Raw genomic sequence first — 26018 nt, 5'->3', positions numbered from 1 at the left:
TTACTTTACGGCGCCAGCCGTCAGCCCCTTGACGATATATTTTTCGAGGAAAATGCCGACCAGAATAAGAGGCAAAATCGCTGCGAACGCCAAAGCTGCCATTGTCCACCAGGAGACGCCCTGAGAACTTGTTTGGCTCGCGACCATGACCGGCAGTGTGGTTGCGTTGGTGCTCGTAAGCAGTGCTGCGAAGAAATACTCGTTCCAGCACAGAACGATCGATAAAATGAAGGCGGCGACCATGCCAGGCAGCGCGAGGGGCACGACAATGCGGAAAAAGGCGCCCCAAACCGTACAGCCATCGACCAACGCCGCTTGTTCTAGTTCGTTCGGTATTGACCCGAACTGGTCTTGCATAATCCATATAACATTGGGAAGCACCGAAAGTGTATAAATGACAATCAGCCCAAGTCGGGTATCAAGCATGTTAAGTCCCTGATAGAGCACGAGGACGGGCAGAGCCAGGACGACAGGCGGCAGGATCATCTGGGACAGAAAGAAAAACGATATGTCGCTGTTCCCCATCACCCCGAACTTGTAGCGAAAGCGAGAAAGGCCGTAGGCGGCGGGTGCACCAAGCACAACGGCCAAGGACGCCGCGCTGAGCGATATGATGACGCTATTTTCGAACCGAAGCAGAAACTCGTCTCGCACCGTGGACGTTTCTCCGATTCTGTCCGGCGATAAGCCAAGTGACCTCCAGCCGATCCAATCCGGAATAAAGTCAATCCACGGGACGAGATTGCCTCGCAGAATATCCGGAGCTCTCTTGAAAGCCGTTGTAAACGTCCAATAAATTGGAAAGAGGCAGACGAAAGCCCAAAGGCACAATGCGCTGTAGGTGAGTGTTTTGCTTATCAGATGTCTCGCACGACTATTCATTTGTTCCCTCGTTCCAGCGCGTAAAACGTTTCAGCACGGATAAAAATATGAGGAGAAAACCGATGATCAGCACGAGGTACACCATCGCTAGCATCGTTCCATAGCCAACGTTCGAACGATCTCGATACTCTCGGAAAATAAAGCTTGAGACGGTGTCGGTTGCACCACCTGGCCCACCATATGTCGTGTTAATGACCATATCGGCGAGCTTCAGCTGAAAGATGACCCGAACGATGATTGCTGTTATCGAAACAGGTAGCATCAGGGGAAACGTGATGTGCCAGAACGCTGCCCACGGAGTGGCGCCGTCGACCCTTGCGGCCTCCTGCACCTCCTTTGAAATTGCTTGTAGTCCCGCTAACAGCAGGATTACCGTGAATGGGATCCAAACCCAGGCGTCTAGCACCGCGATGCTGATCCTAGCAATCATTGGCGAGGTAAAGAAGCTTGGATTGTCCCATCCGATCGCTCGCGCGAGGTGCGTCAATGGGCCGGATCGGAAGTCCATGATTGACTTTCCAATCATCCAACTTACCGCAACTGGACTCAACATAAAGGGAAGTAGAAAGGCTACGCGAAAAAATTTTCGGGCTCGGATCTCGAGATTTAAAAGAAGCGCGAGTCCAAAGGCCAAGCAATATTGTACGAGAACGGCGGCAACGTAGAACACCATGTTGCAGAGAGCATTCCAAAAATACCCATCACCGAGCATCTGCTTGAAGTTCGCAAGACCGTTGAACCGCGGCCCGGCTGCTCCCGAAAGATTCCAGTCTGTAAACGCGACAAAGAGCCCGAACACGGTCGGGAAGACCACAACTGCAACGGTAAAAAGAACGGCTGGCAGTATAAACAACGCACGTTGACCCGCTTCCCCGCGAACCAAAACCTGCACGATCCCTAAGGCAATTGCCCATAAAACATATGCGTAGAGGGCCGGTCGCCATGTCTCAAAACCAATTGGGATCGTACCGGTCTTGTAAAGAACCTGCACTGCGAGCATTGCCACCAACAGTCCTGACGCCGCAGCGACTATAAAATGCCCCAAAAGGCGGATGTCTTGCTTGCTTTCGGGGGTAAAGGAAGTCTTCTGGCTACTATTTTCTATGGCTATCACGCTCAAATCCGCCGTTGGGGCGCCGGCCACGGTGGCCGGCGCCGATCAAATTTATTGTACCCCTAGTGATGCCTTGTAGAGCGCTATTTGCTTATCCCGGCCCAATTGATCCGTGATCTTTTCCCAGGCGGAAGCAATCGCATCTGCCCCCTCTTGCGGTTTGACTTGGCCGGAATAAATCTTCGACAGCTCGTCTTCCGCGATGCTGTAATATTGATAAATACCCGGAAGACGTGGCTCAACCGCTGCGTTCGGGTGATTATAAGAATCCGCCTGCGATCGAAGATATGAAGTAACGAAAGTCTCATCGTAACCTGCCCCAACCCATTCCGAGACGTTGAATTGACTGTTACGATAAGGTTGCAGACCCGACGGATAGGCAGCGGTCCAGAGCGACAAATCCTTTCCACCAAGGTGGGCCACAGCCGACCAGGCCGCTCTATGCTTCAAAGAGTCACCGTCAACTCTCGCCATGACGTACAGTCCGTAGCCAATGAATGCCATATTCGGGGCACGGTTGGGGCCGGAGGAAAGCGTCTCCCAGAGTCCTGTCTTCGAGTTGTAAACGTCGGGTGAACCCGGTAAAATTGAAAATCCTGTCAAATCTCCAATCACTGAATTGTCGTTGGTTTTAACATTGGAGCCAATGTCACCCCACCAGGCGAGCATGGACCCCGTGCCGCCCAAAAACTGAGTGAAGCCGGTGCCGAGCGGATCCATACCAAGCTGATCGGCGGGCTCGAACGGCAGCGCATCCACGACGTCCTGTATTGCGCGAACCCATGCAGCGTTATTGATTCTAGGCTTCATCGTATCGACGTCGAATATCCACGCCTTGTCGCTTGGATGCTTGGCGTAGGCAGACGCGCGCGATGCAAGATAGTAGAAGCCGAAACCGCCCCATGGCTTGCAAGCATCCAGGTAGCCAAAGGCGTCCATCCCCCCAACCTGCTTGCCCTTAAGGAACTTAGTTGCAGCTTGGACTTGCTGCCAAGTCTGCGGAAGCCCCCAGTGGACTAGCCCTGCTTTTTCGCTGACCTCTTTGTCCCAGCTCTGGGCAAGGTCTGCATCGGAAAACACGTCGGTTCGATAGTTGAAGTTATGGCAATCGCCGTCAACGGAAACGCGATAAGTCTTGCCGTCCCAGGTTCCAACCGGGGCTTTCAAATAGTTGACATAATCATCCATGTCGACTTGCTTCTTGACCCAATCAGGAACCTCCGACATGAGACCCCTGCTACACGTGTCGCCCTCGAAGGCGGCGCCCATCTCGATGATGTCAAAGTCGATAGCATTCAAAGCGATTGACTGTTGCAAACGCGCGTTGAAATCTGGGACACTAAGGTCGATCCAGGTAATTTTGGCGCCCGTGTAAGCCTCCCAAGGTTTTAGGAGCCCTCGTGACAGCACGTTGTGAACGTTGCTGGCATTTGTACCAAGAAACGTCAGCTCCACTCCTTTAAACTCACCCTGCTTAACGCTCTGTTTAGTTGCCCCCAGACACAACTCGCCAACCTTCTGCCATTCCGCATCGCCAGGCTGTCCGCTGCCAACGCCAGGGATTTTTAGGATCTCCGCGCGAAGATTGTTCTGCGCGAGCGCAGGTGTATACTTTGCTGTCGCCCCCAGCAAAGTCGCCGCTGCGGCACTCTTAAGCAGTGCGCGTCGGTTAATATGCAAAAAATGTTCGTGTAATGCGACTTTCATGACTTCTCCTCCCATGAAGTTGTACGCGACGATTGCGATGACGGTCGTCATCGAGCTCGTCCCGCTAAACGAATGACGGGCCCATCGTTTTCCCTCGGGTTTTCGCCCCTCCCCGGTTGCGAATTCCTCTCAAAGGGTCCGTCTTAGCGCGTCTTTCTTCACGTCGGACAAATCCAGGGGATCAGGGAGGTTCCCTGCGCGTCATTTACGCGTTCTGTCGATAGATCCGACGTGTCAGTTATATGTGCGTGCAAGCCTCCGAACCTGCAGTCGCCAGAAAAGGTACTTTGCTTGGCCGCCGCTGATGACGGTATCTTCACCCGCGTCGCTGTGTCAATGAAGATCCTAAAGTATGAGATTTGCTGATGCTATCACCTTCGGCCGATGAAGCTTTAGTGCACAGATTCTAGGCCAACCCGCCGCATTCTAACCACAAAAAGCCGCAATTCTCGCCAACCGGCCGCTTTATCGCCAAGGTGACATCAGGGTCAATCAGGCAATACGTAAATCCCGTATGTTGCGAGTTATGACCAATAGGTCGCTCGGTTGCTCGCTCGACGACCGCATCTTAGCGCAGTTGTGTTGCGGGGCGTCACCCGCGAAGCCGCTGAATGGGTTTATGCGCTCTGGACTATAAAAGGCGGCAGCACCAATTTTCCCGTTGGCGCCGATTCACATGAAAAATTGAGGAAAGACCAGTTTATCTTCATGAACGAGGCCACTTGGGAAATACCTCAGCAACGCCTTTTACGCCAATAGTATCAGCGCCATTGTTTGCCGTCATGAAACGGCTTCATGAATTTTTGCTGTCGGCGTCATTAGGGGTTGGAACACAACCCTTGACAGGTTGAGCGCGGCAAGGGCTTCATCGGCGGCGCGCAAGCCACTTTCATAAGCACCGTGTGCGGTGGAGAAATCGTAGCTGTGTGTGGCCTCCCCCGCGAAAAAAATGCGTTGATCCCAGGATCTGGCCAAACTGCGACGCGCTGTTGCTTGGCCCGGAAGTGCACAGCTATAGGCGCCTCCGATCCGGTCGGTGGAGTACCAGCTGGATCCGACCAGCGGCGATAGTTTGGACCGGATATCCGATCCGAACAGATGCGCAAGTTGATCGATCGCCAATCGATAGCCGGCCGCAAGACCATGCCGTGCAACAATAAGCGCGCTGTCCCCGCCAAGATAACACTCGATGATTGGCCGCCCGAAAGGGCGAATATAGAAATCGCACGTCGCGCTATCATAGGGATTTCCGATCAGATGCGTTTCTGGCGAGAACGCATCGGGATCATGGATGTTGAGGAACAGCTTTTCATCGTGACCCAAAGGCAAACGCCCCGCTGCATGCCGCCAAGGGTCCAAAACCCCTGGCAACTTGATGGCATCGCCCGCAAGGACGTTTGTCGAGACCGTCATGATGGCGGCGCGCGCAGAGATGCTCCCTCTTGATGTTTCAATCTTCAGCCGGCGGCCGTTATCGATGAGGCTATGTATGGGCGTATCAAGCCAAACCGGAATTTGCGATGGTATACTCGCCGTTATCATCGTGCCGTATCCGTCTGGCACACGCCAATTTCGATAGGTGCATGCCGCGTCGTAAGCCAGGTAGTCGCTCGCCGACATCAAATCGGGAGCAACGCCATTCGAAAACCCGCAGATCGCCTGCACATAAGGATTCCATTTGTTCTCCGGTGTGAGTGCATCCCCGGCACAATCGCTGTCTTCGACAACAGCCGGTAGGCGCTTTTCCCATTCCTGTAGCGCTTGCCTTGCCGCCCGCTGCTCTTCTGGTAGAAAACCGAGATCACCGAATTGCTTACCCCAAGCTGCTTCTCTGCGATCGACAGCAAAGCCGTTTTCTTCAGCTATGCGTGACCAGGGATTGCGGTCAGCCGAATGCAGCCAGCCACAACCAAGATCGAGACGGTATCCTCCAGCAACTGTCGTCCATGCCCTCCCCCCTGGGCGCGGCAGCGCCTCAACGATAACGGCAGAACATCTACCTTTCGCCAGCTGTCGCGACGCTGCAATCCCCGCGGCACCGGCGCCGACAATGACGACATCAATTTCGCTACTCATGAGGCCTCCCAACCTTGTCCTGCGGCTACATCCGAAGCGAATTCCTTTTGTCTTTGCTGAAGCGAATTTGCCTCTGCGAAATGCGCTGAATATCAGATGCACGCGGCTCCTGAGTACCTGCACTAGGTTACGAGGCGTAACGTCAGCTTCGACTGCTCCATTCTTCAATTAGCGGAGAAGTCTGACATTGATTAGCCATCCATGATTTATTGCAGTTATTAGTCGGGCTCATGAGTGAGTAAGAATCTTGACCAAGAGTTTCCAGGCGGGACAGACATTATGTCGCGCTAATCCCTCGCAGACACCAAAAATCAGTGCGCTTGTAGAGAAGCAAAAAGCCGCGCCACCGCTAAACACACCCGATTGGTTATGTGTGTTGCGACTTCTATCTCTCCTTAGACGAACGGGTGATCAATTGAATGCCGCCGCCTCGCCGAATGTGAATACGAACCAATGTTGTCGACGTCAGTCCTATTAGGTGGGATTGGGTGAAAGGTGATCCGCCGCCCTCCATTGTCTGCTTGCTTTCGCAAGGATCTATGACCAACACACTGCAAAGCGGCTCAGGAAATGCAGAGACTGGTTGGCTTGGATGGCAACGCTGAAACTCGGTCAGGCAATGATCCATTGGAGCAAAACTGGTCATCCACCAGATAATCGGATATTTAAAATCATTGACCATTATGAAATCTCGAATTATGGGTATTTATTACAAGTGCGAACGGCGAGGGAATTCGGAGAGCCGTTGGGCATTTGGGAGACGCATCATAAGGAGGATATGATGAACTTGAAACGGCGTGACTTGCTGAAAATTGTAGCTGCTGAGGGAATTGCATCCGCCGGTACGCGTGTCTTCGCGCAATCGGAAGGCCCGCTGCGGATAGGAGTCCTCTGCGACTTTTCTTCCGTTGCGTCCACGTCAGGCGGAAAGGGCTCGGTAGCTGCGGTAGAACTTGCTGTCGAAGATTTTGGCGGCCAAGCCCTCGGTCGTCAAATCGAAATCGTTTCAGCCGACCATCAAGGTAAGGCGGAGATCGCAACCGGTATCGCGCGTGAATGGATGGACACGAAAGGCGTCGAGGCGTTTTTCGATCTGCAGATCTCATCATGCGCCCTGGCGGTGATGGCGCTCGCTGCAAATAAGAACAAAATCGCCGTTGTCTCGAACGCACACTCCTCTCAAATTACGGGAAAATCCTGTAACCCGACATCTTTCCATTGGACCTACGATACATATGGGCTGTCGACCGTTCAGCCCGACGTATTCGTGAAAATGGGTAAGAAACGGTGGTTCCTCCTTAATCCCGACTACGCGTTCGGGATCTCACTGGAAAACGACTTCAAGAAATCCCTTGAAGGGCGAGGCGCGACCGTTACCGGCTCGCTTCGAGTCCCTCTTGGGTCACCGGATTTTAGTACAGCCGTTCTGGCCGCTGCAAATTCTGGCGCCGATGTCGTGCAAGTCGGCCTGTTCGGAACCGACTTGCTGAATTTCATCAAAACCGCACGCCAATTTGGCCTTGACTCGGTTGTCACTTTGGCCACGACGAGCATGAGCATTGTGGATGTGCAGGTACTCGGTCTAGAGAGCATGCATGGCCTGTACGCCAACGAGGTTTTCTACTGGGATCAGAACGACAAGACGCGGGATTGGTCGAAGCGCTACATGAAGAAGATGGGCAGTCCACCCAATGGTGAGCGGGCCTGTGGCTATAGCGCAGTCATGCATTATTTAAAGGCCGTTGCTCAGGCGGGTGTCGTTGACGCCACACAGGTGGCCAAAGCGATGAGGAGCATTCCCGTCAACGATATGATGAGTAATAATCTTACCGTGCGCGAAGACGGAATGTGCGTCCGTGACTTTCACCTTTTTAAGGTGAAGGCGCCGGAGGCGTCCAAATACGATTTCGATATGTACGATTATGTGTCGACAGTTGCCGGTCCAAGTACGGTTCGTTCTCCGAGCGAAAGCGAGTGCGCGTTGATAAAAAGCTAACGCTGCTCATCTGAACTCGGAGAAATTTGTCAATGGACCAAATCATTCTTCAGGCCCGAGGCATATGCCGAGATTTTGGAGGTTTCCGTGCGGTTGACGATGTCAACCTCGATGTCAAAGCCGGGCAGATCCACGCCATTATCGGCCCCAACGGGGCCGGCAAGACAACCATGTTTAACCTGCTGACCAAGTTTCTGCCCCCCAGTGCCGGGCAAATTATCTTGGACGGAGCTGATATCACTCATTCGGGTCCCGCGGACGTTGCCTCCGATGGCATGGTGAGATCGTTCCAGATTTCATCCACGTTCGGCAGGCTCACGGCCCTTCAAAATGTGCGCATCGCGTTGATGAGACCTGGAGGTGGAACCTTTCGTTTCTGGGCCACGCATCGAGATATGGATCGGTACAATGAACGTGCCCTCGGACTTTTATCGGCAGTTGGCCTCGAAACCTGGGCTCACACTCAGGCAGCGTCAATGCCCTATGGGCGCAAACGCGCCCTCGAACTTGCCACGACTCTCGCGCTGGAGCCGAAAGTACTGCTTTTGGACGAGCCTATGGCAGGGATGGGCCAGGAGGACATCGAAACCATCACCACGCTCATTAGATCGCTCTCAGGTGCGAGGACCATCATTATCGTTGAGCACAATCTCAAGGTCGTGTCGTCCCTTGCCGACACAATCAGCGTAATGGTGCGCGGGCGCGTCGTCGCCGAGGGAGACTACAAAACTGTTTCGAGCGATCCCAATGTCAAAGCAGCTTACCTTGGATCATCCCATGACTAAAACGGCTTCCGTGGTCTTTCAGAGCCAACCAAATGCCAAGGCGCTTCTCGAAGTCAAGAAGCTAAATGCATGGTACGGCGAGAGCCATATCTTGCATGGAGTCGATCTCGTCCTCAACGAAGGCGAATTGGTCGTCCTGATCGGGAAGAACGGAGCGGGAAAGACAACGACTCTACGTAGCATCATGGGAATTGCTCCTCGGGCAACCGGCTCCATAACTTTGTTCTCCAACCAAGTCCTGGGCAAGACCCCCGACGCAATTGCCAGAATGGGACTGGCCTATTGCCCCGAGGAGCGGGCGATTTTCTCAAGCCTGACGGTGGAGGAAAATCTTTTACTTCCGCCGACAATCGCTCCCAATGGTATGACATTGGATGAGATTTTCCAGCTTTTCCCCAATCTTCGTGAAAGGCTTTCGACCCAGGGAACGAAGCTCTCGGGCGGTGAGCAACAGATGTTAGCGATAGCGCGGATTCTACGAACCGGATCGCGGCTGCTCCTGCTTGACGAGCCGACGGAAGGCCTCGCCCCGGTAATTGTAGACCAGATCGCCAATACAATCGCGCTTCTCAAGCGCAAAGGATTCACCATACTTCTGGTTGAGCAGAATCTCTCTTTTGCAACTAAAGTTATGGACCGAGTCTACCTCGTGGAACAAGGCCGCACGGTTCGGATGATGGACCGGGATGACGTTGTATCCAAGCGAGGAGAATTGGAAGCATGGCTTTCTGTCTGACGTCGCGACCTGACTATATACGGGCTGGCGATCGCATCTGAAATAACCAATCGTGCCAGGGAGGGCAACGCTTTTGGCTACGGTTTCTTGGGACTTACTCTTTGGATATCTTTTCCTCGGCCTCATCAATGGCGGCTTCTACGCCTTGCTGGCCTTGGGACTTGCCGTCATTTTTGGCATGCTTCATGTTGTGAATTTCATGCATGGCGTGCAGTACATGCTAGGCGCGTTGGGCACGGCACTGTTGTTGCAGACCTTCGGCCTAGGCTATTGGTGGGCCCTGGCAATCGTTCCCCTGTGCGTCGGCTTTACGGGGTTCTTGACCGAGAAACTTTTCCTTGCCCGCATTGCCCACCTCAATGCCCTTTATGGCATGCTGCTTTGCTTTGGCCTTGCGCTCGTCATCCAAGGGCTTGTCCAAGCCATATATGGTCTCACACCCCTGCCGTATTCCCCGCCACAGGAATTGACCGGCGCCGTCAAACTGCCCTTCCTTTTGGTGCCCTATTACCGTCTATGGGTGCCTGTCTTTTCCATCGTCATCTGTGGGGTGACCTGGTTCTGTATTCAAAAGACCCGGCTCGGTGCTTATCTCCGTGCGTCCACGGAGAACCCGCAAATTGTCCAAACGTTTGGCGTGAATGTTCCGCTGCTCGTGACAGTGACTTACTCCGTCAGCGTTGGCCTAGCGGGCCTGGCTGGCGTGTTGGCGGCACCAATCTACCAGCCGCAGGCTTTCATGGGGCATGATTTGATGATCGTCGTTTTTGCGATCGTCGTAATCGGAGGCATGGGCTCGATCGGAGGGAGTATCGTCACCGGTTTCCTCGCGGGACTGATCGAGGGCCTCGTCGGGTATGTATATCCGCAAGCATCTTCCTTGGCGATATTCATTCTCATGGTTGTCATATTGATTGTTAGGCCGGCGGGCTTGTTTGGATGGACCGTCAATGCACCAAAGAACGCAGCCGAGAATGACGAGATCTTCGATGTTTCCGCAAAGGGCGTTAAGATCACCGCCATTCTGGTAGCTCTTGCTCTGACCGTCGCATTCTTTTTCGTGTACAAATACACGGTCATTCAGGCCGTATGCTTCGCAATCTATGCACTTTCCGTCGGATTTCTCATTTCCTACGTGGGATTGCTGTCCTTCGGACACGCTATGTTCTTCGGTGCTGGATCCTATGCTGTGGCGCAGCTTGGAGCGGTGTGGGGCGTCCCCAGTGAATTGTCGGTCCTGATCGGGGTTCTAGGCTCCGCAGCGCTTGCGTTTGTGGTCGGTCTGGTGGCTCTCCGGCGCCAGGGCATCTACTTCGCCATGATTACGCTGGGTATCGGGCAGATGATGTATTTTATCGCGCTTAAAGCCGAATTCACACATGGTGAGGATGGAATTCAGAATGTTCCTCAGACAGCGCTTTTTGGTCTATTGCCCCTGTCTGATCCGACCATCCTCTACATCGTTGTCTCCATTTTGTTTATCGGGATCATTTTAGGTCTGGGGCGGATCGTCAATTCACCGTTTGGCGAAGTCCTGAAAGCAGTTCGCGACAACGAAGCAAGAGCTATATCGCTTGGATATCGCGCTGATCGTTACAAGCTGATCGCCTTTGTGATTTCAGGGGCCCTGGCCGGATTGGCTGGAGGCCTGAAGTCAGTCGTTTCACAAAGCGCCAACCTGTCAGACATGCACTGGTCCATGTCCGGTCAGGCCTTGTTGATGGTGCTGATCGGTGGAATGGGAACCCTTTATGGTCCCATCGTCGGCGCTGTCATCGTGTTCGGGTTAACCTATTACTTTGCGTCCCTCGGAGAGTGGGTCCTTGTCGCACAAGGCGTCGTTTTCGTTAGCTGTGTGCTGCTGTTTCGGCGTGGCGTGGTGGGGGAAGCGATCGCTCGCCTCCGTTCGTCGGCAAAGTCCCCAAAGGCTGAATCCAAGCCGGAAGTTTCATTCTCGTAGCGGCGCCCGTTCCGGCGTGTTCTCTGGTCTAACCAAAACAATTGCGCACTACTGGAGCATTGTTACGAATGGAAATGAGTACTTTTGATTACATCGTTGTTGGAGCTGGCTCGGCAGGCTGCGCTGTCGCAAACCGGCTAAGCGAGTCCGGCCGAAGTAGCGTACTCTTGCTCGAGGCTGGGGGACCCGATCGGAACCCCTGGATCCATATCCCGATGGGCTTCGGCAAAACAATAGTAAACAAGAAGTTGACTTGGAACTACTCGACGGCACCTTCGCCCGGTCTCGGCGGACGGACGATCTTCACGCCATCTGGCAAGGTCCTTGGCGGATCAAGTTCGATAAATGGACTTGTTTACACCAGGGGGCAGCGGGAGGATTTTGACAGTTGGCAGCAGGATGGCAATCTTGGCTGGAGCTACGATGAGGTTCTGCCCTTCTTCCGAAAGTCGGAGGACCAAGAGAATGGGCCAGACGATTTTCACGGCAGCGGTGGCCCGCTTTCCGTCTCAAATCTGATTGACCGGAATCCACTCAGTAGAGCTTTCACGCAAAGTGCTTTGAATGCAGGTTTCCCATCGAACGATGATTTCAACGGCTCCTCACAGGAAGGCGTCGGGGATTTCCAGATGACAGCCCGCGCAGGCAAGCGCGCGAGCAGCGCCGTGGCATTCCTGGCAAGTGCGAAGCGCCGACGAAACTTCACGCTGAAGATCGATGTCGAGGTTGAGAAACTGCTGCTGGAGAATGGGAGGGTGATAGGCGTAAGCTACACGACCGACGGTCATGCACAGACAGTGGCGGCCCGCCAGGCTGTGATCCTGTCGGCGGGTGCCATTAATTCACCCGTGATCCTTCAACGATCCGGTATTGGGCGGGGACAGTGGTTACAGGATGCAGGCGTGCGGGTTCAGCATGAGCTGAGGGGGGTTGGCGCCAATCTGCATGATCATGTCCAGGCACGCCTTGTGCTCAAGAGCCGCCGCTATCAAACCCTTAACGACAAGGTGAAGAGTCCACTCGCGAAAATGCAAATGGGGGTCCAATACTTACTCTTCCGGCGAGGTCCCCTGACATCATCCGGAGCGCAGGTTGGTGGGTTCCTTCGGACCCGAGCTGATCTTGAAAGGCCCGATATCCTGGTGATGTTCATGCCGTTCAGCAGCACGGACTATCGCAAAGGGCTCGACGAATTTTCCGGATTTTCTATTTCTGCGTTCCAACTCCGTCCTCAAAGTCGCGGCTCGGTCCGGCTGCGCTCCGACAACAGAATGGAGCAGCCTGTGATCCAACCGAATTATTTGGTTGCTGAGAGCGATCAGCAGGCCGTGTTGACGGGCTTACGCATTGCTCGCGCCATTGCCGCGACAGATCCGCTCCGACGCGAAATCGAGCGTGAGGAACGGCCGGGCATCGACATAAGCAGCGACGACGAGCTGTTGAGTTACATTCGATCCAGCGCCAGCTCGGTCTATCACGCATGTGGAACCTGTAAGATGGGATCCGGCCTCGATGCAGTCGTCGACTCGAGGCTTCGAGTGAGGGGGCTAGAAGGTCTGGTCGTTGCCGACGCCTCGATCATGCCGTCCATTGTTTCCGGGCCAACAAATGCAACCGCGATTATGATCGGTGAACGGGCGGCGTCCTTTCTTTTGGAAGACGCCTGACATTTCTTGGGCCTTAGCTGCAAAGAGGAGAACGAAGTGCAAGAGTATAAGTTATATATCGGTGGTCAAGATGTTGATCCCTCAAGTGGTGAATGGCTCGAGACGATCGACCCTTATAAGGGTACAGCCTGGGCTAGGATTGCACGTGGAAACAAGGACGATGCGTCTCGGGCAGTCGCCGCCGCCAAGCTTGCCATGACCGGTGCGTGGGCAGAGATGTCGGCGACCCAACGAGGTAAAATCCTTCGCAAGATTGGCGATGCCGTCGTTGAGAATGCGGACCGTCTGGCGGAGATCGAAGTGCGTGACAACGGCAAGTTGCTCACCGAGATGCGGGGACAACTGGCTATGATTTCCGAGTACTGGTACTATTACGCTGGTCTGGCAGACAAAATCGAGGGTACCGTGGTTCCCATCGAAAAGGCGGATAGCTTGGCCTTGACCCTTCGTGAACCAGTTGGGGTCGTCGCGGCGCTCACGGCCTGGAATTCCCCTCTCATGTTTTGTGCAATGAAGTGTGCCCCAGCGCTTGCGGCGGGTTGTGCCGTTGTTCTCAAACCGTCTGAATTTGCGTCAGTAAGCACGCTTGAATTCGCAGCGCTCACCAAAAAAGCAGGGCTCCCGGATGGTGTTCTTAACGTGGTAACCGGCCTTGGAACTGAAGCCGGTGCAGCGCTCATCGAACATCCAGACGTCTCCAAAATCTCCTTTACTGGCTCCGACGTCACCGGCGCGCGGATCTACGAGATCGCCGCGCGCAGCATGAAACGCGTCACGATGGAGCTTGGCGGAAAGTCGCCCAACATTGTTTTCGATGACGCCGACCTGGACGCTGCAGCCATCGGTGTCATTTCAGGCATTTTCGGCGCTGCGGGACAAATGTGCACAGCCGGCTCCAGACTGCTGGTCCAAAATACGATAAAGGAAGCTTTTACCAAAAAGCTAATTTCGCTGGCGCAGGAGATTCGCCTTGGCGATCCCATGTCACCTGAGACCAATGTCGGACCCATCGCTACACCGCCTCAATATCAGAAAGTGCTCGATTACTTGGCGACCGCGAACAGCGATGGGGCCCGTTGTATCTTGGGCGGGGGACCGGCGACGGGGCCAGGATTAATCGGTGGTCAATTCATCCAGCCAACCATTTTCACAGACGTCACGAACGACATGCGGATTGCACAAGAGGAAGTTTTTGGACCCATTCTTTCGATTTTGGGGTTCGATACAGAGCAGCAAGCGATCGAAATAGGAAACGACGTGATTTATGGACTAGCCGCGGGTGTCTGGACTGCGAACATCGGGCGGGCGGTCCGGGTCTCTAAGGCGATCAAGGCCGGCACCGTATGGGTAAACACCTATCGTGCCTACAGTTATATGCTGCCTTCCGGCGGTATGAAACGATCCGGGCTTGGCCGGGAAAGCGGCATGGAGGCGATCAATCAATTTCTCGAAACGAAGGGCATCATTCTCTCTACCGCGGCGAGTGCGCCGGTGAATCCCTTCATTCAGCGGTAAAGGTCGACGTTGTTGACGTTATGGTCCGGTCGCGTCCTTCGATGGACTGCTGCTTGGCGATGTGGAACGAACTCAGTGTGTCTCATTTGACTTCCCACTGAGAATTTCCTCCAGAATGGATTTGAGTCCGGTCTGTTAAGAGACGGACGAATGAAGAAGCAGAGATTTACGGAAGAGCATAGTGTGCTGAAGGAGCAGGAGGCTGGCGGGAACGACCTCTGCCGCCAGCACGGGATTTCAGAAGCAAATAACTGGAAGGCCAAATACGGCGGCATGGAAGTCTCCAAGGCGAAGCGGCTGAGGGCGCTTAGGACGAGACCGAGCAGATGCTGGATGCGGTCGCACTCCGCGAGCTTCTTGCAGAAAACGGTAGGGCCTGCGGCCAAGCGCGGAGCCGTCAAAGAACGCGCATCGTCGCAGCCGACCTAGGTGCTATCGGCTCTACCTCCCGTATGTCCGTTCTCCTGGTGAGAGGTGTGCATTGGCGGCCCGCTCCGCGTTGACGTTTGCCAACCGAGTGTCGATAGTTCGGGCAACAGGGAAACAACACCCTGACTTGCCGCACAAATCGACCGTAATCGCTCGGCCTCGGCGAGGTCGGCAAGTTCGCCACTCAGGCGGGCTTTTCAAATCGATTGCATTCGCTTCATATAGGTTCGCCGGCCGGTGTGCTTTCGGGAATGGGAAAGAAACATGATTTCAAAGGACGCGGAAGAAACGGTGTCTGCTTCCGCACCACAGGTCTCTAGTCCAGCTGCTTTTGAACAGAGGGCCGCAGACTTCAACTCGGAGCTTCACGCTCGACCGTCGATCTATTTTACCGGTCCGGCAATCGTCGAACACGTCGCTTTCATGCCATTGGATGGCGTGATCAAGGAGTTCCACGATAGTCTCGCAGCCCACGGTGGAATTTCAGTCAGAGTTGAACGGCACACTGAGTTCGTGACGGTGACGCGGGTCCGAAAATTAGACAGCGAGCCCGAGGGTTGGCCGGAAACCGACCTTTGTGAAGGTGATTTTGCGCGGCTAGCAGGGTTGAGCTCTCCTCTGCTCGTTTGCCACGTGAGTATCCTTGTCCTGGGGAACCCTCCTGACCAGCTGGGAACGGTTCTCAGAACCCTCGACTTCGGCGATACCGCCGCGTCATCAATCGGCGGCGGGGCGGCGCAAGTTTGCTCCGATTTTCGCGTTCGAGGGGACAATTCAAGCAGGATCATCCTGTTCAACAAGGACCTGAATGCCCATCGGCTGGGGCGCATGGTACGGCGGATCTTTGAGATCGAAACCTATAGGTCAATGGCGCTGCTCGGATTGCCGCAAGCGCGTCGTCTTGCCCCGCTTCTGGGCGGATATGACGCGGAACTCGTTCGGCTGACCAATCGAAACTTGAGTACGCCTGCACATCAGCACAAACAATTGCTCGAGGAGATTACTGTTCTCTCCTCGCATATCATTTTAGCCACCGCGGAGACCAGAAGCAGGTTTGGAGCAACCGCTGCCTACGCCAAAATCGTTGAAGAGAGGATTGTTCTTTTGCGGGAAAGCCATGTCCCCGGCTTTCAACGTTTCGGTACCTTCGTAGAGCGACGGTTCAAGCCTGCGGTGCGTACCTGCGAAGCAACCGCGTTGAGGCTAGAGCACCTATCAAGAGCTGCGATGCACTTGCTCGACCTGCTCCAAACGCGAATCCAGGTCGAGATTGAGTTCCAAAACGCCACACAGATTCAGGCGATGGCTGATCGCGCTGCGACGCAGGTTAAGATCCAGCGGGCGGTCGAAGGCTTTTCGATGATCGCAATTAGCTATTACTTGCTGAGCTTGCTTAAATTTATATATGAAACAGCAGACCACGCAGGCTTCCATTTCGATCCGATGATCATGCTTGTCGCTGTTCCGGTGGTTGTTGGATCTGTTGTGATTACCATTCTCCGCGTCAAGCATGCCCTAAAAGCAGAGAGCTAGAGGTAGCGCACCCAATAGGTCAGGATCGCGTGCAATGGCGACCTAGTAATATCTGCACCCAGCCCGTTCGGAATACGAGGTTTTGCGGGATTGCGTCTCACTGCCGAGGGCGCAAAGGCTAAGATGATCAAGACCAACAGTAGCGGTTGCAAAAATGCAAAGCGCAGATAGTTTTTCAAACCGGCTTTCGCAGACAACGACGCCCACAAGACCAACAGCAGAGTCGACGTGAAATTCAACCAAATTGACCGGATTAGATAACTTCATAGGAAGGCCAGAGCGTCAAAGTCACCAGGAGTGAAGCTCTGCTCTTCCTGGATTTCGAGGGGGTTACATTTGAAAAGCGCGTCCAGTTGATTGATGAGTGGAGATCATAGCCTCTAGCGATTTTTACCCCCTAATCATTGAGTGACTCCACTTGTATGGTCGGTTGTATCCCATCATTGGAGATAAACATGACCGGCACTGTTGCCAAGCTTGCGCCAAGCGCCGCTGCTCAGGAAGCAGCCGCAGGGACGCGTGGCGTTTTCGCTGTGATATATGAACGCGGTCCTGCCTACGACGACAGCAAAGACATTACGGAGCAGATCGCCATTAAGGAACACGTATCCTATGGGCAGACACTAAGGGATAAATTTTTGGCTGGCGGGCTGCTCGGCGCGCTTACCGATGACAGGGTGCTCGGAATGATTGTGTTCGAAGCTGAGAACATCGCAGCAGCCAAACAATGGGTGAGCCAGGATCCAGGCGTGCAGAATCATGTGCTATCTGCAAATGTGCGCTACTGGCAGGTTACCAGCATCAAAGCCTATCAGGGCAAATAACTCGGATCTCTTGTGCAGGTTGAGTTCCCGTATCGATGAAATGCCACCCTGAGGGCCGTTTGTAAGTCAGCTTGTGGTTAAGCTGAGCTCCACCCGAGGATTCATTTAAACGAACCAGCACGTACGCAACCAGTGATGAGCGGTTGAAGCTGCAGAGCTCTCGCTTTTCGAATGGCTTTGAGCTTCCGGATTTGAACGGCATCACAGAGATCTAGGCACCCCTGCTGCTTGAACCGCGGGCCATTTGGATCAGTCCAACTGTGTTCGAGCAGAAGGTCAGTGGCGGTGGCCGAAACCATGTCGACAAAGTCAGCCCCACCGAGTGGTAGCAACAGAAAGACTGCCCGCATTGGCACTCCATTCAATATACCAGCGGCTTTTCCAGGTAACTGATTTCGTCGGTCGCCAACGAGTAGGATCTTCCGCGCATGAGCATCATGCTTCCGGTTGGGCTGCTCAAAATCGATTACTAGATTGCACTTTCATTGGAAAGTCAGGTAAGAGGCGCCATGGCTATTGTATCAACGCTCGGCATGACGGATCCACCTTTGGCTGCCGACGATTTCTCCGGGCGAGACAAGCTGAAGGCGCACTCTGCCGAATTCCAAAAACGCGTCGAAAACGTAACCGAGGGCGTCTACACTGCGGTCGGGTATTCCGCCAGCAACGTCACCTTGATTCACGCTCAAGCCGGCTCGATCATTGTCGACACCTCAGCCAACCCTGTCGACGCCAAAGCGATCGTTGCAGCCTTTGGCGATCGGATGACTCGCCCCGTTTGTGCGATTATCTACACCCACAATCACCCTGACCATACCGGCGGTGCAACGGTATTCGCAGGCAATGACAAGCCGGAAATCTATAGCCATAAGCTTTTAGTCATGGCCAAGCCGGACACAGTTCGCGGACAACGTGATGGTGGTGATGCGTTCGGAACCGCTCTGCCCGACGATCAATTCATAAACGTCGGCACACAGCTGGAGTATGGCAGGGTCACGCCCCATACCCGAGAGGGCTTCTTGCCGCCCACGCAAACTTTTGATGGAGAAGAACAAAGCTTAGAGATCGCTGGCGTGCCGATCCGACTGATCCACACTCCTGGTGAAGCCGATGAAAACATCTCAGTCTGGGTGCCGGACCGCAAGGTGTTGATCGCTGGCGACGTCCTCCTGAAGACCTTTCCCAACATCGCGCCGCTAAGAGGGCTTCCGGCCCGTCCCGTAGAAAAATGGATTGCAAGTCTGGAAAAACTGATTGCTCTCGATGCGAGGGTCGTCGTTCCTGGCCACATGGGCACGATCGCTGGCGCCTACGAAGGGAAGGAGGCCCTTACTACCTACCGGGATGGAATCAAGTTCGTCTACGAAAAGACCATGGAAGGAATCACCAACGGCAAGACCGCCGACGAGTTGGTTCAGGAGATAAGGCTGCCTGCAGAACTGGCGCAACATCCATATCTGCAGGAATATTACGGCACTGTTGCTTGGGCGGTACGTGGGATCTATCAGCAGAATGCAGGCTGGTTTGATGGCAACCCTGCGCATATCTTCCCGCTGACTGAAAAACAACGTGCAGAAAAGTTAGTCGCAATGGCCGGAGGCACAGCGAAAATGCTGGGGAGTGCCGACGCATCGCTTACGGCCGGCGAATTCCAATGGGCTATTGAACAGGCTGACTATGTTCTTGCTCTTGAGCCTCGCAACGGCGGGGCAACGACAGTCAAGATCCACGCACTCCGGGAATTGGGCGAACGTCAGATGAACGCCACTGCCCGGAATTATTATCTGACGGTGGCCCAATGCCTGGAACAACGTATCAATCTAGAGATGGTTGAGGTTCCCGGTTCGGACGCTTCGAGATTCTGATCCTTCCAGCTCGTCGCTGAGCACACCCAACGGAAGCCCAAGGCTCGCCGGCCGCCACGCCCGCAATCAACCTTGCGTCGTGTTACGGCATCCCTGATCTGGTGCGTCGCGATGCGGCAGCCCAAAGTGCCGAAGCCATTCTCGAGATCGATTGAGCAGAAAGAACCGCTTCCTCGAGCGTTTGACGGGAGCACCGCTTGTGAATAGTGCCTACTGATTATGCCTTTAAGGCCGAGAGCTAAAGGGCCGAGGCGTGCCCAGACGCTCCGTCCAGCAATGCAGCTTCGACTGTGCTTGTAAGGGCTATTAGCAGCGCACCAGCCAGTGCCGGCTAAACGGGACCCAGGGTAACGCGACGACAGCGGTACCGATTGCCCGGCCATCCAATTGATATTTGCCAAGCCCCACTCTTCCCTCCTCCGGCTAACAAACTTTGACGACCTCCAGGTCCAGCAGCCTCCCGAGCTTCTCGATGCGCCCGGCAATATGCCCAACCCCGACGGCGCAATGGTGGGCCGGCCCCTGCGCATTCCACGCCTCGACGAACCGACGGGCTCCGAGCGGAAACTGATAACGGCTGTTTGTATTGCCGATTTCGAGGATCGGACCGGCGACGGATGCACCTTCGGCGCAGAGCAGCTTGATCTTGCCAGCGTCCTCGAGGATCGAAAGGAGCGTCACCGGCCCATGCTGAACCGACATCTCAACACTGACGCCGGAGCCGACCTTGCCGTGAAAAACTTTAAGGGGCCGGATCTTGGTACGCCCCTGGGCAATTTTGGTATGCCCCGGCCCGTCATGCCCCATCAGTACGACGTCAGCGGCGAAATCCATGGCATAATACTCGGTGAATGAACCGCCCACACCGAAGCTGTCCATGATCTTCATCGCTTGGGCGTTCTTGATCTCGTATTCGCCGGCAACCGGCACGCCACTGGCCGTCAATATCGAACAGCCGACGATTACCGAGGTGATGATATCCTCATATTCGTGGCCGGGCTGGGACTCGTAGTAATAAGCAAGCGAGCCGAGCGATTTCTTATCGACCAGCTTGCGAAGCGCCACGGCTGTCTTTGCCGCACGCGCCAGTTCCTTGGGGTCGCAATCCGGCTGGACATCGAATTCGGCTACGATCGTCGCCAAGCAGGTGGAGACGTCTTCCTCGCTCACATCACGTCGCAACCGCGCCAGTTCGTCGATTTCCAGCACCTCGATATGGGTACCGAAGGCTGCTGCCTGCGCGGTGAGATCTGAATAGATATCGAGCATGCCGTTGTAGTAGCGGCCCATGACGCCGAGCCGGTTATGCGCCATCACATGCGCGACGCGGGCGGCCTCGATCCAGTCGTTGATCTCGTTCTCGACCATCGGATCGCCGGTGAGAACACCGGTCACCTGGTGAAAGCTGATACCCGCCCGACGGAAGACATTGGCGATTTCGGGGACGGGGCAGGCAGAGCAATGCGCCAGCCAGTCGCCGGTCATCGCTGTCCGATCGCCGAGGGCGTTGAAAGTGGCATAGTCGATGGCTGCGGTCGGCTGCAGATTGAGGATGATCACCGGAACCTTGGCGCGACGGACCACTGGAAGAACCGTCGAAGACAACGCATAGGTTGTGATGTAAAGAAAGATGATATCGACATCGGCCTGGCGAAACTGGTGACCGGCCTCGATCGCCTTTTCGGGCGTGTCGATCAGCCCGAGGTTGACGACCTCGACGCCCGGGCGCGCAAGCTTTGCCTCGACGGTATCGACATAGCCGCGCAACCGCGCTTCCAGACCGTTGAATTGCGACCAATAGGCCTCCAGACCGATACCGAAAAGGCCGGCCTTCAAGGGGCGTTCAGACATTTCTGCTTCTCCGATGGAATGAGAATGGCGTCAGCTCTGCAGGCGCACGCGCAGCTGATCGAGGCCGACCGCCATTAAAAGGACGACGCCTCGGGTCACGTCCTGCCAGAAGGAGGACACGTTCATCAGCGTCAGGCCGTTGTTCAGTGTGCCAAGGATCAAAACGGCAATCAGCGTGCCCCAGACGCTGCCGCGGCCGCCAAACAGGCTGGTACCACCGAGGATAATGGCGGCGATGATGGTGAGCAGGTGCTGCCCTGCGGCATTCGGTGCTGCGGCGCCGAGCATTGCTGCAAGGATGATGCCAGCCGCCGCCCCCGAAAGGCCGGAGACGACATAGAGCACCATCTGGGTCCGCTCGACGGGCACACCGAGCAGGCTGCTTGCTTCCGGATTGCCGCCGGTCGCATAGACGAAGCGTCCGAACGGTGTCTTTGACAAGATCAGCCAAAGTGCGACGAAGACTAACAGCATCAGGATGATAGGAAACGGGATGCCGAAGAGCCGCCCTGACCCGAGCCAGTTGAAAGCCGGAACGAAGAGCGGCTTCGAAAGTCCGCCGGTCAGCACCATGGAGAGACCGGAAAAGATGCTCATTGTGCCGAGTGTGGCGATGAGCGGATTGAGCTTCAGCCGGGTGACGATGAAGCCGTTCAGGACGCCGACCGCGCAGCCGATGATGAGAGCGGTGACGCAGCCCGCCCAGATGTTGATTCCGTTGGCATGCATCAGCGCCACGATGACGCCAGCGAGACCGGCGACGGCGGCAACGGACAGATCGAGCCCTCCGCCGATGATCAGCGGGGTGCCCGCGGCTGCCATCAGCCCGATGAAGGCCATGTTGGTGCCGATGTTGGACAGGTTGCTCAGCGTCAGGAAATAGGGGGAGAGAACCGAAAAGGCGATCAGCAGCAGGATGTAGAACACCAGCAAGAGAACGATGCCGGCGGCCGGGCGGCCAAGAAGGTCGCTGAACGAGTTTGCCGACCTCATCGACGCTTCTGACGCTGCGGGAATGGAAGGCGACTTGATCATGTTTTCTCCAGTTCATTCGAATCGCGGAGGGCCGCCCGCGGCTCGGCTGCCCGCATCAGGTCCGTCGCGGTCGCGTCCTGTCCAAGCTCGGCGACGACTTTGCCATCCTCAAGCACGAGGCTGCGATCTGCGAGCCCCGCCACCTCTTCCGCATCTGAGGAGACGATCAGGATAGCCAGCCCCGCCTCCGCCAGGCGGCGGATTTCCATGTAGATCTCGCGCCGGGCGCCAAGATCGACACCGCGCGTCGGCTCTTCGAGGATAAGAAAATTCGGATTTCCGAGCAGCCAGCGGGCAAGGCAGATCTTCTGCTGATTGCCGCCCGACAGAAGGCGGATCTCCTGATCCGGACCGGCGGTCTTGATCCGCAGGGCTTTGATCCATTCACGGGTGCTGTCGACTTCCCGCTTCCGGTCGACAACGCCGGATTGCGTGAATAGTCCGAGGTAGGGCAGTGTCGTGTTGGTTCGCACCGACAAATTGCCAATCAGTCCCTGGCGCTTTCGCTCCGCGGCCACGAACCCGATGCCGCTACGCACTCTCTTTCGCGGGCCAGAGAGACCGATGTCGATATCGTTCAATTGGATGGCTTTGGCACGAGCGGCAGGCTCGGCGCCATAGATGGCCCGGCCTATTTTCTCGGCGCCGGAGCCGATCAGGCTGAAGACGCCGAACACCTCACCGCGTCGTACGGTAAATGACACGCGGTAGAGCCATCCGGGAAGAGACAGTCCGTCGACGGACAGGACGGTCTTTGCGTCCTGAAGCATTTTCGATTTGACGGGGTAGAGGTCGCCGAGTTCGCTGCCGAGCATCGCCGTCAGAACTTCGTCGCGACTGGTGTCGCGGGTTTCGAACTGACCTCGGACCTCGCCGTCACGCAAGACAACGATACGGTTGCTGAGCCGGAAGACCTCGTCAAGATAATGCGAAATATAGATGATGGTGACGCCTTGGTCTTTCAGGGCCCCGATGACGTCGAACAGATTGTCGGCATCCGTCTCGCTCAGCGACGCCGTCGGCTCATCCATGATCAGGATCTGCGCCTTGCCGGCCAGCGCGCGGGCGATTTCGACAATGCGCTGTTCGGACAATGGCAGCGAGCCCATGCGACGGCCGGGTTCGATATGATCGAGCCGCAATCGCTTGAGTAGCGCACGCGCCTGTGCGTCGACGGCCACCCGATCGATCATCGGAATACCCAAAAAGCGTCGCTTCGGCATGGAGCCAAGCGCGATGTTTTCGGCGACCGAAAGGTCCGGATGAACGGAAAGCTCCTGCGGCATAAGCCGGATGCCGGAAGCAACTGCATCCTGAGGGGTGGCGATATTCCTGGCCGTGTCGTCAATTCTAATCTGTCCACTGTCCAGCGTGTAGACACCGGAAAGGATTTTCATGAGCGTCGACTTGCCCGCACCATTGGCGCCGAGAAGCGCCACGATCTCGCCCGCATCGGCCGAAAGCGACACGTTCTTCAAGACCGTCACGCCGGCAAATGCTTTGCTGACATTGGCGATCTGGAGCCGCGGATTGCGGCTCCCTTCGGTGCTATGGACGGTCATGTCACGCTCCCCTGACGCTATCTCGCTCATTGCTGAGGGAGAATGGCCTCATAGCCCTTCAGCCAATCCTGCTTCTTCAAGTCTGCGAGGTAGGTCGCGAATTCCGCTTCCGGAAACACGTATCCATCCGCCTCGCCGGCACAGGGAAATTCCTTGTAGAACTTGCAGATATTGGCCTTGGTGACCATTTGGTGCGTCACGAAGGTCGCCTCCGGGACAGGTTTTCCAGCAAGAGCGGAGAGTGCGATCGGAATCAAATAATTGCCGTAGCTGCCGGGGAAGGAACCGGTGGCGGCAACCAGGTTCGGATCGGTGGCGAGCGCCTCGGCCTCATCTGCCCCATTACCAACCGCAATCGCCTGATCGACGCGACCGGCAGCCCGCACGGCCTGCAACATTCCCATTGTCGCCTGATCGTTGATGGCAATGATGAGGATGGGGGCGCCTGGCGGAATGCGACCAATGATATTGTTCATCTGCGCGAAGGATTCCTGCAGCGTGTTCTTGGTATCGATCTCGATGATATGGTCGGCGGGGAAATCCTTGGTCAGCGCCATAAAGCCGGAACGCTGACCATCCGTGCGCATGCGCGGGATGACGCCCGACTGTGGTAAAGCGCCGATGACCAGATAACCGGTCTTCACGACATCGGCGCCGAATTTCTTTGCGGCCGCCGTTGCCAGATAGGATCCACCCATGAAGCCTGATTTCGGATTATTGACGCCGAAGAAGCTCGCGCCTGGCATCGGGATGTCGATCGCAGTCACCTTCGTGCCGTCCTGTTTGAAGACATCCATTACAGTCTGCCCGAAATTGGCGTCCGTCTGGAATTCGATGACGTAGTCAACTTTGCGTTCTGCGAAGGACTTGGCATTGGCGAGCGCGGTTGGCCCGTCGAGGCGATTATCCGCAATCACAAGTTCGACGCCCGCAGCATCGGCATTTTCCTGAATCCCCTTTTCAACGAGCACGCCGAAAGCGATATCGCGCTGCAGATTGGCGAAACCGATACTGTAGCTCTTTCCGTTCCTCGGCGGCGTCGCTTTGGCCGCATCGACCACCATCGCCTTCAGATTTTCGGGCGATAACATGTTGCCATCGAACTTCACTGGATCGAACCCGTGAAAATCCTCGGCATAGGAAGCAGAAGCCGCAAGGCATGCGGCAACCACCAGCAGTCTGGCTTGATTTTTCATATCTCTCTCCTCCCGGCCACTGCCCTCCCTGGCAGCGGCGGCCCGCTGATGATCTCAGCAAATATGTGCGGGGCCATTCTAAAAATGACTTTGCCTTCTGACGTTAGCACTAAGCATTTTCGTTGACACGTCGGCAAATTCCGCAAAAGTGATCTTTTGCATGCAAAATATGATCCTCAATCTAGACCGCCGTCATGCAAAGCTACTTCGTCTACATGCCCGACAACCGCCTCTGCGCCGCGTGGGGCTGCACGGCCATCTCCACCGGCTATACGGAGATCGGATCGAATTCCGACTACCCGCCGAGCCGTCATCCGGACGACCACCATTTCAGCTGGTCGCGCGGCCGTATCCTGAGCGCCTATCAGATCGTGCAGATCAGCGCGGGCAGCGGCCGGCTGGAATTCGGACCAGAACGTCGGCAGATTACCATCGCCGAAGGCTCTATTTTCCTGCTTTTTCCCGGCGTCTGGCACCGTTTTGCTCCGGACCGCCGGACCGGATGGGTCGAACATTGGATCGAATGCCGGGGAAGCGCCTTCGACTTTGCGCGCGATGCAGGCCTGTTGCGCCCCGAGCAGCCGGCCCATGCCAGCAGCTCCGAGATATCTGGTGTTTTTGCGTCGATTCACGCGCTGGCGCAGGACGATTGCCTGCGCAATCAGCCGCTGCTGTCGACCCTCGGCCTTCAACTGCTGGCCCTTATATGCCGCCCCGCCGATCTCAACACCAATGCTGCCGACAGGCTCGTCGATCGTGCACGGTTGATTCTGATGGAGCGCTGCGGCCAGCCTCTGTCTGTTGAACAGCTCGCCGACGAACTTGGCGTCAGCTATCCCTATTTCCGGCGTCTGTTTCGCGAGCAGACTGGCATGTCGGCCAAGCAATATCAGATGAGGGTGCGCATCCAGCGGGCCGTCGACTTTTTGGTGAACACCGACAAATCGATCAAGGAGATCGCCGGCCTCCTGGGTTTTCACTCAGCGTTCCATTTTTCGACCCAGTTCCGGCAACTGATCGGCTCCAGCCCGACGGATTTTAGGGCCGTTCGGCGCCAGTAACTTTTCACGACAGAGCGCGAGGGCGCGATGATGAAACTGCCTTAAGCATAGAAGCAACATCGAACAGGGATTGCCACTCATCCTTCAGGGTGATCACCCCTGACGGAGCCAGGTGAACGGAGCGGGAATCCCATTTGCATTAAGAGCCGATCTTGAGTTTGGCCCCGTTCTCCCGAGCCCGAGCCCGTCGAAAGCGGGATAGTGGTGCAGCCGAGCGGCGACCG

The 26018-nt window shown here is 55.6% G+C and carries 18 protein-coding genes and 1 pseudogene; 11 read left to right on the top strand and 8 right to left on the bottom strand.

From position 1 onward, the window contains the following. From FHX14_RS27260 to FHX14_RS27245, 4 genes are all read right to left on the bottom strand, one after another. Positions 1–882 (bottom strand): carbohydrate ABC transporter permease, encoded by an 882-nt coding sequence (locus FHX14_RS27260; protein ID WP_184380009.1) that lies wholly within the window; start codon positions 880–882, stop codon positions 1–3. Then, positions 875–1936 carry a sugar ABC transporter permease gene (locus tag FHX14_RS27255; RefSeq protein WP_348649272.1) on the bottom strand — a complete coding sequence of 354 codons (1062 nt, stop codon included), beginning with the start codon at positions 1934–1936 and terminating at the stop codon, positions 875–877. The genes FHX14_RS27260 and FHX14_RS27255 overlap by 8 nt, the downstream gene beginning before the upstream one ends. A 111-nt stretch (positions 1937–2047) precedes the next feature. Next, on the bottom strand, positions 2048–3703 hold the full coding sequence (locus FHX14_RS27250) for an ABC transporter substrate-binding protein (RefSeq protein WP_130815822.1): 1656 nt from the start codon (positions 3701–3703) through the stop codon (positions 2048–2050). Between the two features lie 780 nt (positions 3704–4483). Further along, positions 4484–5779 (bottom strand): FAD-dependent oxidoreductase, encoded by a 1296-nt coding sequence (locus tag FHX14_RS27245; RefSeq protein WP_184380007.1) that lies wholly within the window; start codon positions 5777–5779, stop codon positions 4484–4486. Positions 5780–6371: 592 nt separating this feature from the next. Between FHX14_RS27245 and FHX14_RS27240 the strand changes: the two genes are divergently transcribed. From FHX14_RS27240 to FHX14_RS27195, 10 genes and pseudogenes are all read left to right on the top strand, one after another. Then, positions 6372–7775, top strand: a complete 1404-nt coding sequence (locus tag FHX14_RS27240; protein WP_184380005.1) for an ABC transporter substrate-binding protein — start codon at positions 6372–6374, stop codon at positions 7773–7775. Positions 7776–7807: 32 nt separating this feature from the next. Beyond that, positions 7808–8560, top strand: a complete 753-nt coding sequence (locus tag FHX14_RS27235) for an ABC transporter ATP-binding protein (protein WP_184380003.1) — start codon at positions 7808–7810, stop codon at positions 8558–8560. After that, entirely contained in the window at positions 8553–9296 is a 744-nt protein-coding gene (locus FHX14_RS27230) for an ABC transporter ATP-binding protein (RefSeq protein ID WP_246713469.1), read from the top strand. Before FHX14_RS27235 ends, FHX14_RS27230 begins: the two co-directional genes overlap by 8 nt. A gap of 73 nt (positions 9297–9369) precedes the next feature. Beyond that, a complete protein-coding gene (locus FHX14_RS27225) occupies positions 9370–11256 on the top strand; it encodes an ABC transporter permease (RefSeq protein WP_210301148.1) in 1887 nt (628 codons plus the stop codon). 68 nt (positions 11257–11324) lie between these two features. Beyond that, the gene (locus FHX14_RS27220; protein WP_184380000.1) at positions 11325–12923 is read left to right on the top strand and encodes an FAD-dependent oxidoreductase; all 1599 of its coding nucleotides are present in this window, start codon (positions 11325–11327) and stop codon (positions 12921–12923) included. A 36-nt stretch (positions 12924–12959) separates the two neighbouring features. Continuing rightward, on the top strand, positions 12960–14438 hold the full coding sequence (locus tag FHX14_RS27215; RefSeq protein WP_184379998.1) for an aldehyde dehydrogenase: 1479 nt from the start codon (positions 12960–12962) through the stop codon (positions 14436–14438). 150 nt (positions 14439–14588) lie between these two features. Continuing rightward, a pseudogene (locus FHX14_RS27210) lies at positions 14589–14747 on the top strand (transposase); the annotation flags it as partial. A gap of 384 nt (positions 14748–15131) precedes the next feature. Then, positions 15132–16400 (top strand): DUF3422 domain-containing protein, encoded by a 1269-nt coding sequence (locus FHX14_RS27205; RefSeq protein WP_184379995.1) that lies wholly within the window; start codon positions 15132–15134, stop codon positions 16398–16400. A 455-nt stretch (positions 16401–16855) separates the two neighbouring features. Further along, on the top strand, positions 16856–17224 hold the full coding sequence (locus tag FHX14_RS27200; protein WP_165422182.1) for a YciI family protein: 369 nt from the start codon (positions 16856–16858) through the stop codon (positions 17222–17224). 509 nt (positions 17225–17733) lie between these two features. Next, a complete protein-coding gene (locus FHX14_RS27195) occupies positions 17734–19089 on the top strand; it encodes an alkyl/aryl-sulfatase (protein WP_184379993.1) in 1356 nt (451 codons plus the stop codon). Positions 19090–19512: 423 nt separating this feature from the next. Here FHX14_RS27195 and FHX14_RS27190 read toward each other — a convergent pair whose 3' ends face one another. Genes FHX14_RS27190 through FHX14_RS27175 form a run of 4 tightly spaced genes read right to left on the bottom strand, consistent with a single transcriptional unit; the run spans position 19513 to position 24733 of the window. Continuing rightward, positions 19513–20940: an arabinose isomerase gene (locus tag FHX14_RS27190; protein ID WP_184379991.1), complete on the bottom strand. Its 1428-nt coding sequence runs from the start codon at positions 20938–20940 to the stop codon at positions 19513–19515. Positions 20941–20970: 30 nt separating this feature from the next. Then, positions 20971–21975 (bottom strand): ABC transporter permease, encoded by a 1005-nt coding sequence (locus FHX14_RS27185; RefSeq protein ID WP_184379990.1) that lies wholly within the window; start codon positions 21973–21975, stop codon positions 20971–20973. Next, complete coding sequence (locus FHX14_RS27180; protein ID WP_184379988.1) at positions 21972–23537, bottom strand: sugar ABC transporter ATP-binding protein; 1566 nt, start codon at positions 23535–23537, stop codon at positions 21972–21974. Before FHX14_RS27180 ends, FHX14_RS27185 begins: the two co-directional genes overlap by 4 nt. 26 nt (positions 23538–23563) lie before the next feature. Continuing rightward, a complete protein-coding gene (locus FHX14_RS27175) occupies positions 23564–24733 on the bottom strand; it encodes a sugar ABC transporter substrate-binding protein (RefSeq protein WP_184379986.1) in 1170 nt (389 codons plus the stop codon). A 194-nt stretch (positions 24734–24927) separates the two neighbouring features. On the opposite strand from FHX14_RS27175, the gene FHX14_RS27170 reads away from it, so the two are divergent. Then, on the top strand, positions 24928–25794 hold the full coding sequence (locus FHX14_RS27170; protein WP_184379984.1) for an AraC family transcriptional regulator: 867 nt from the start codon (positions 24928–24930) through the stop codon (positions 25792–25794). The last annotated feature ends 224 nt before the right edge of the window (positions 25795–26018 follow it).

This window comes from Rhizobium sp. BK619 (assembly GCF_014195245.1).
Lineage (GTDB): Bacteria > Pseudomonadota > Alphaproteobacteria > Rhizobiales > Rhizobiaceae > Rhizobium > Rhizobium acidisoli.
The sequence above is the reverse complement of the archived record's forward strand: the minus strand, read 5'-3'. Positions and strand labels throughout refer to the sequence as shown.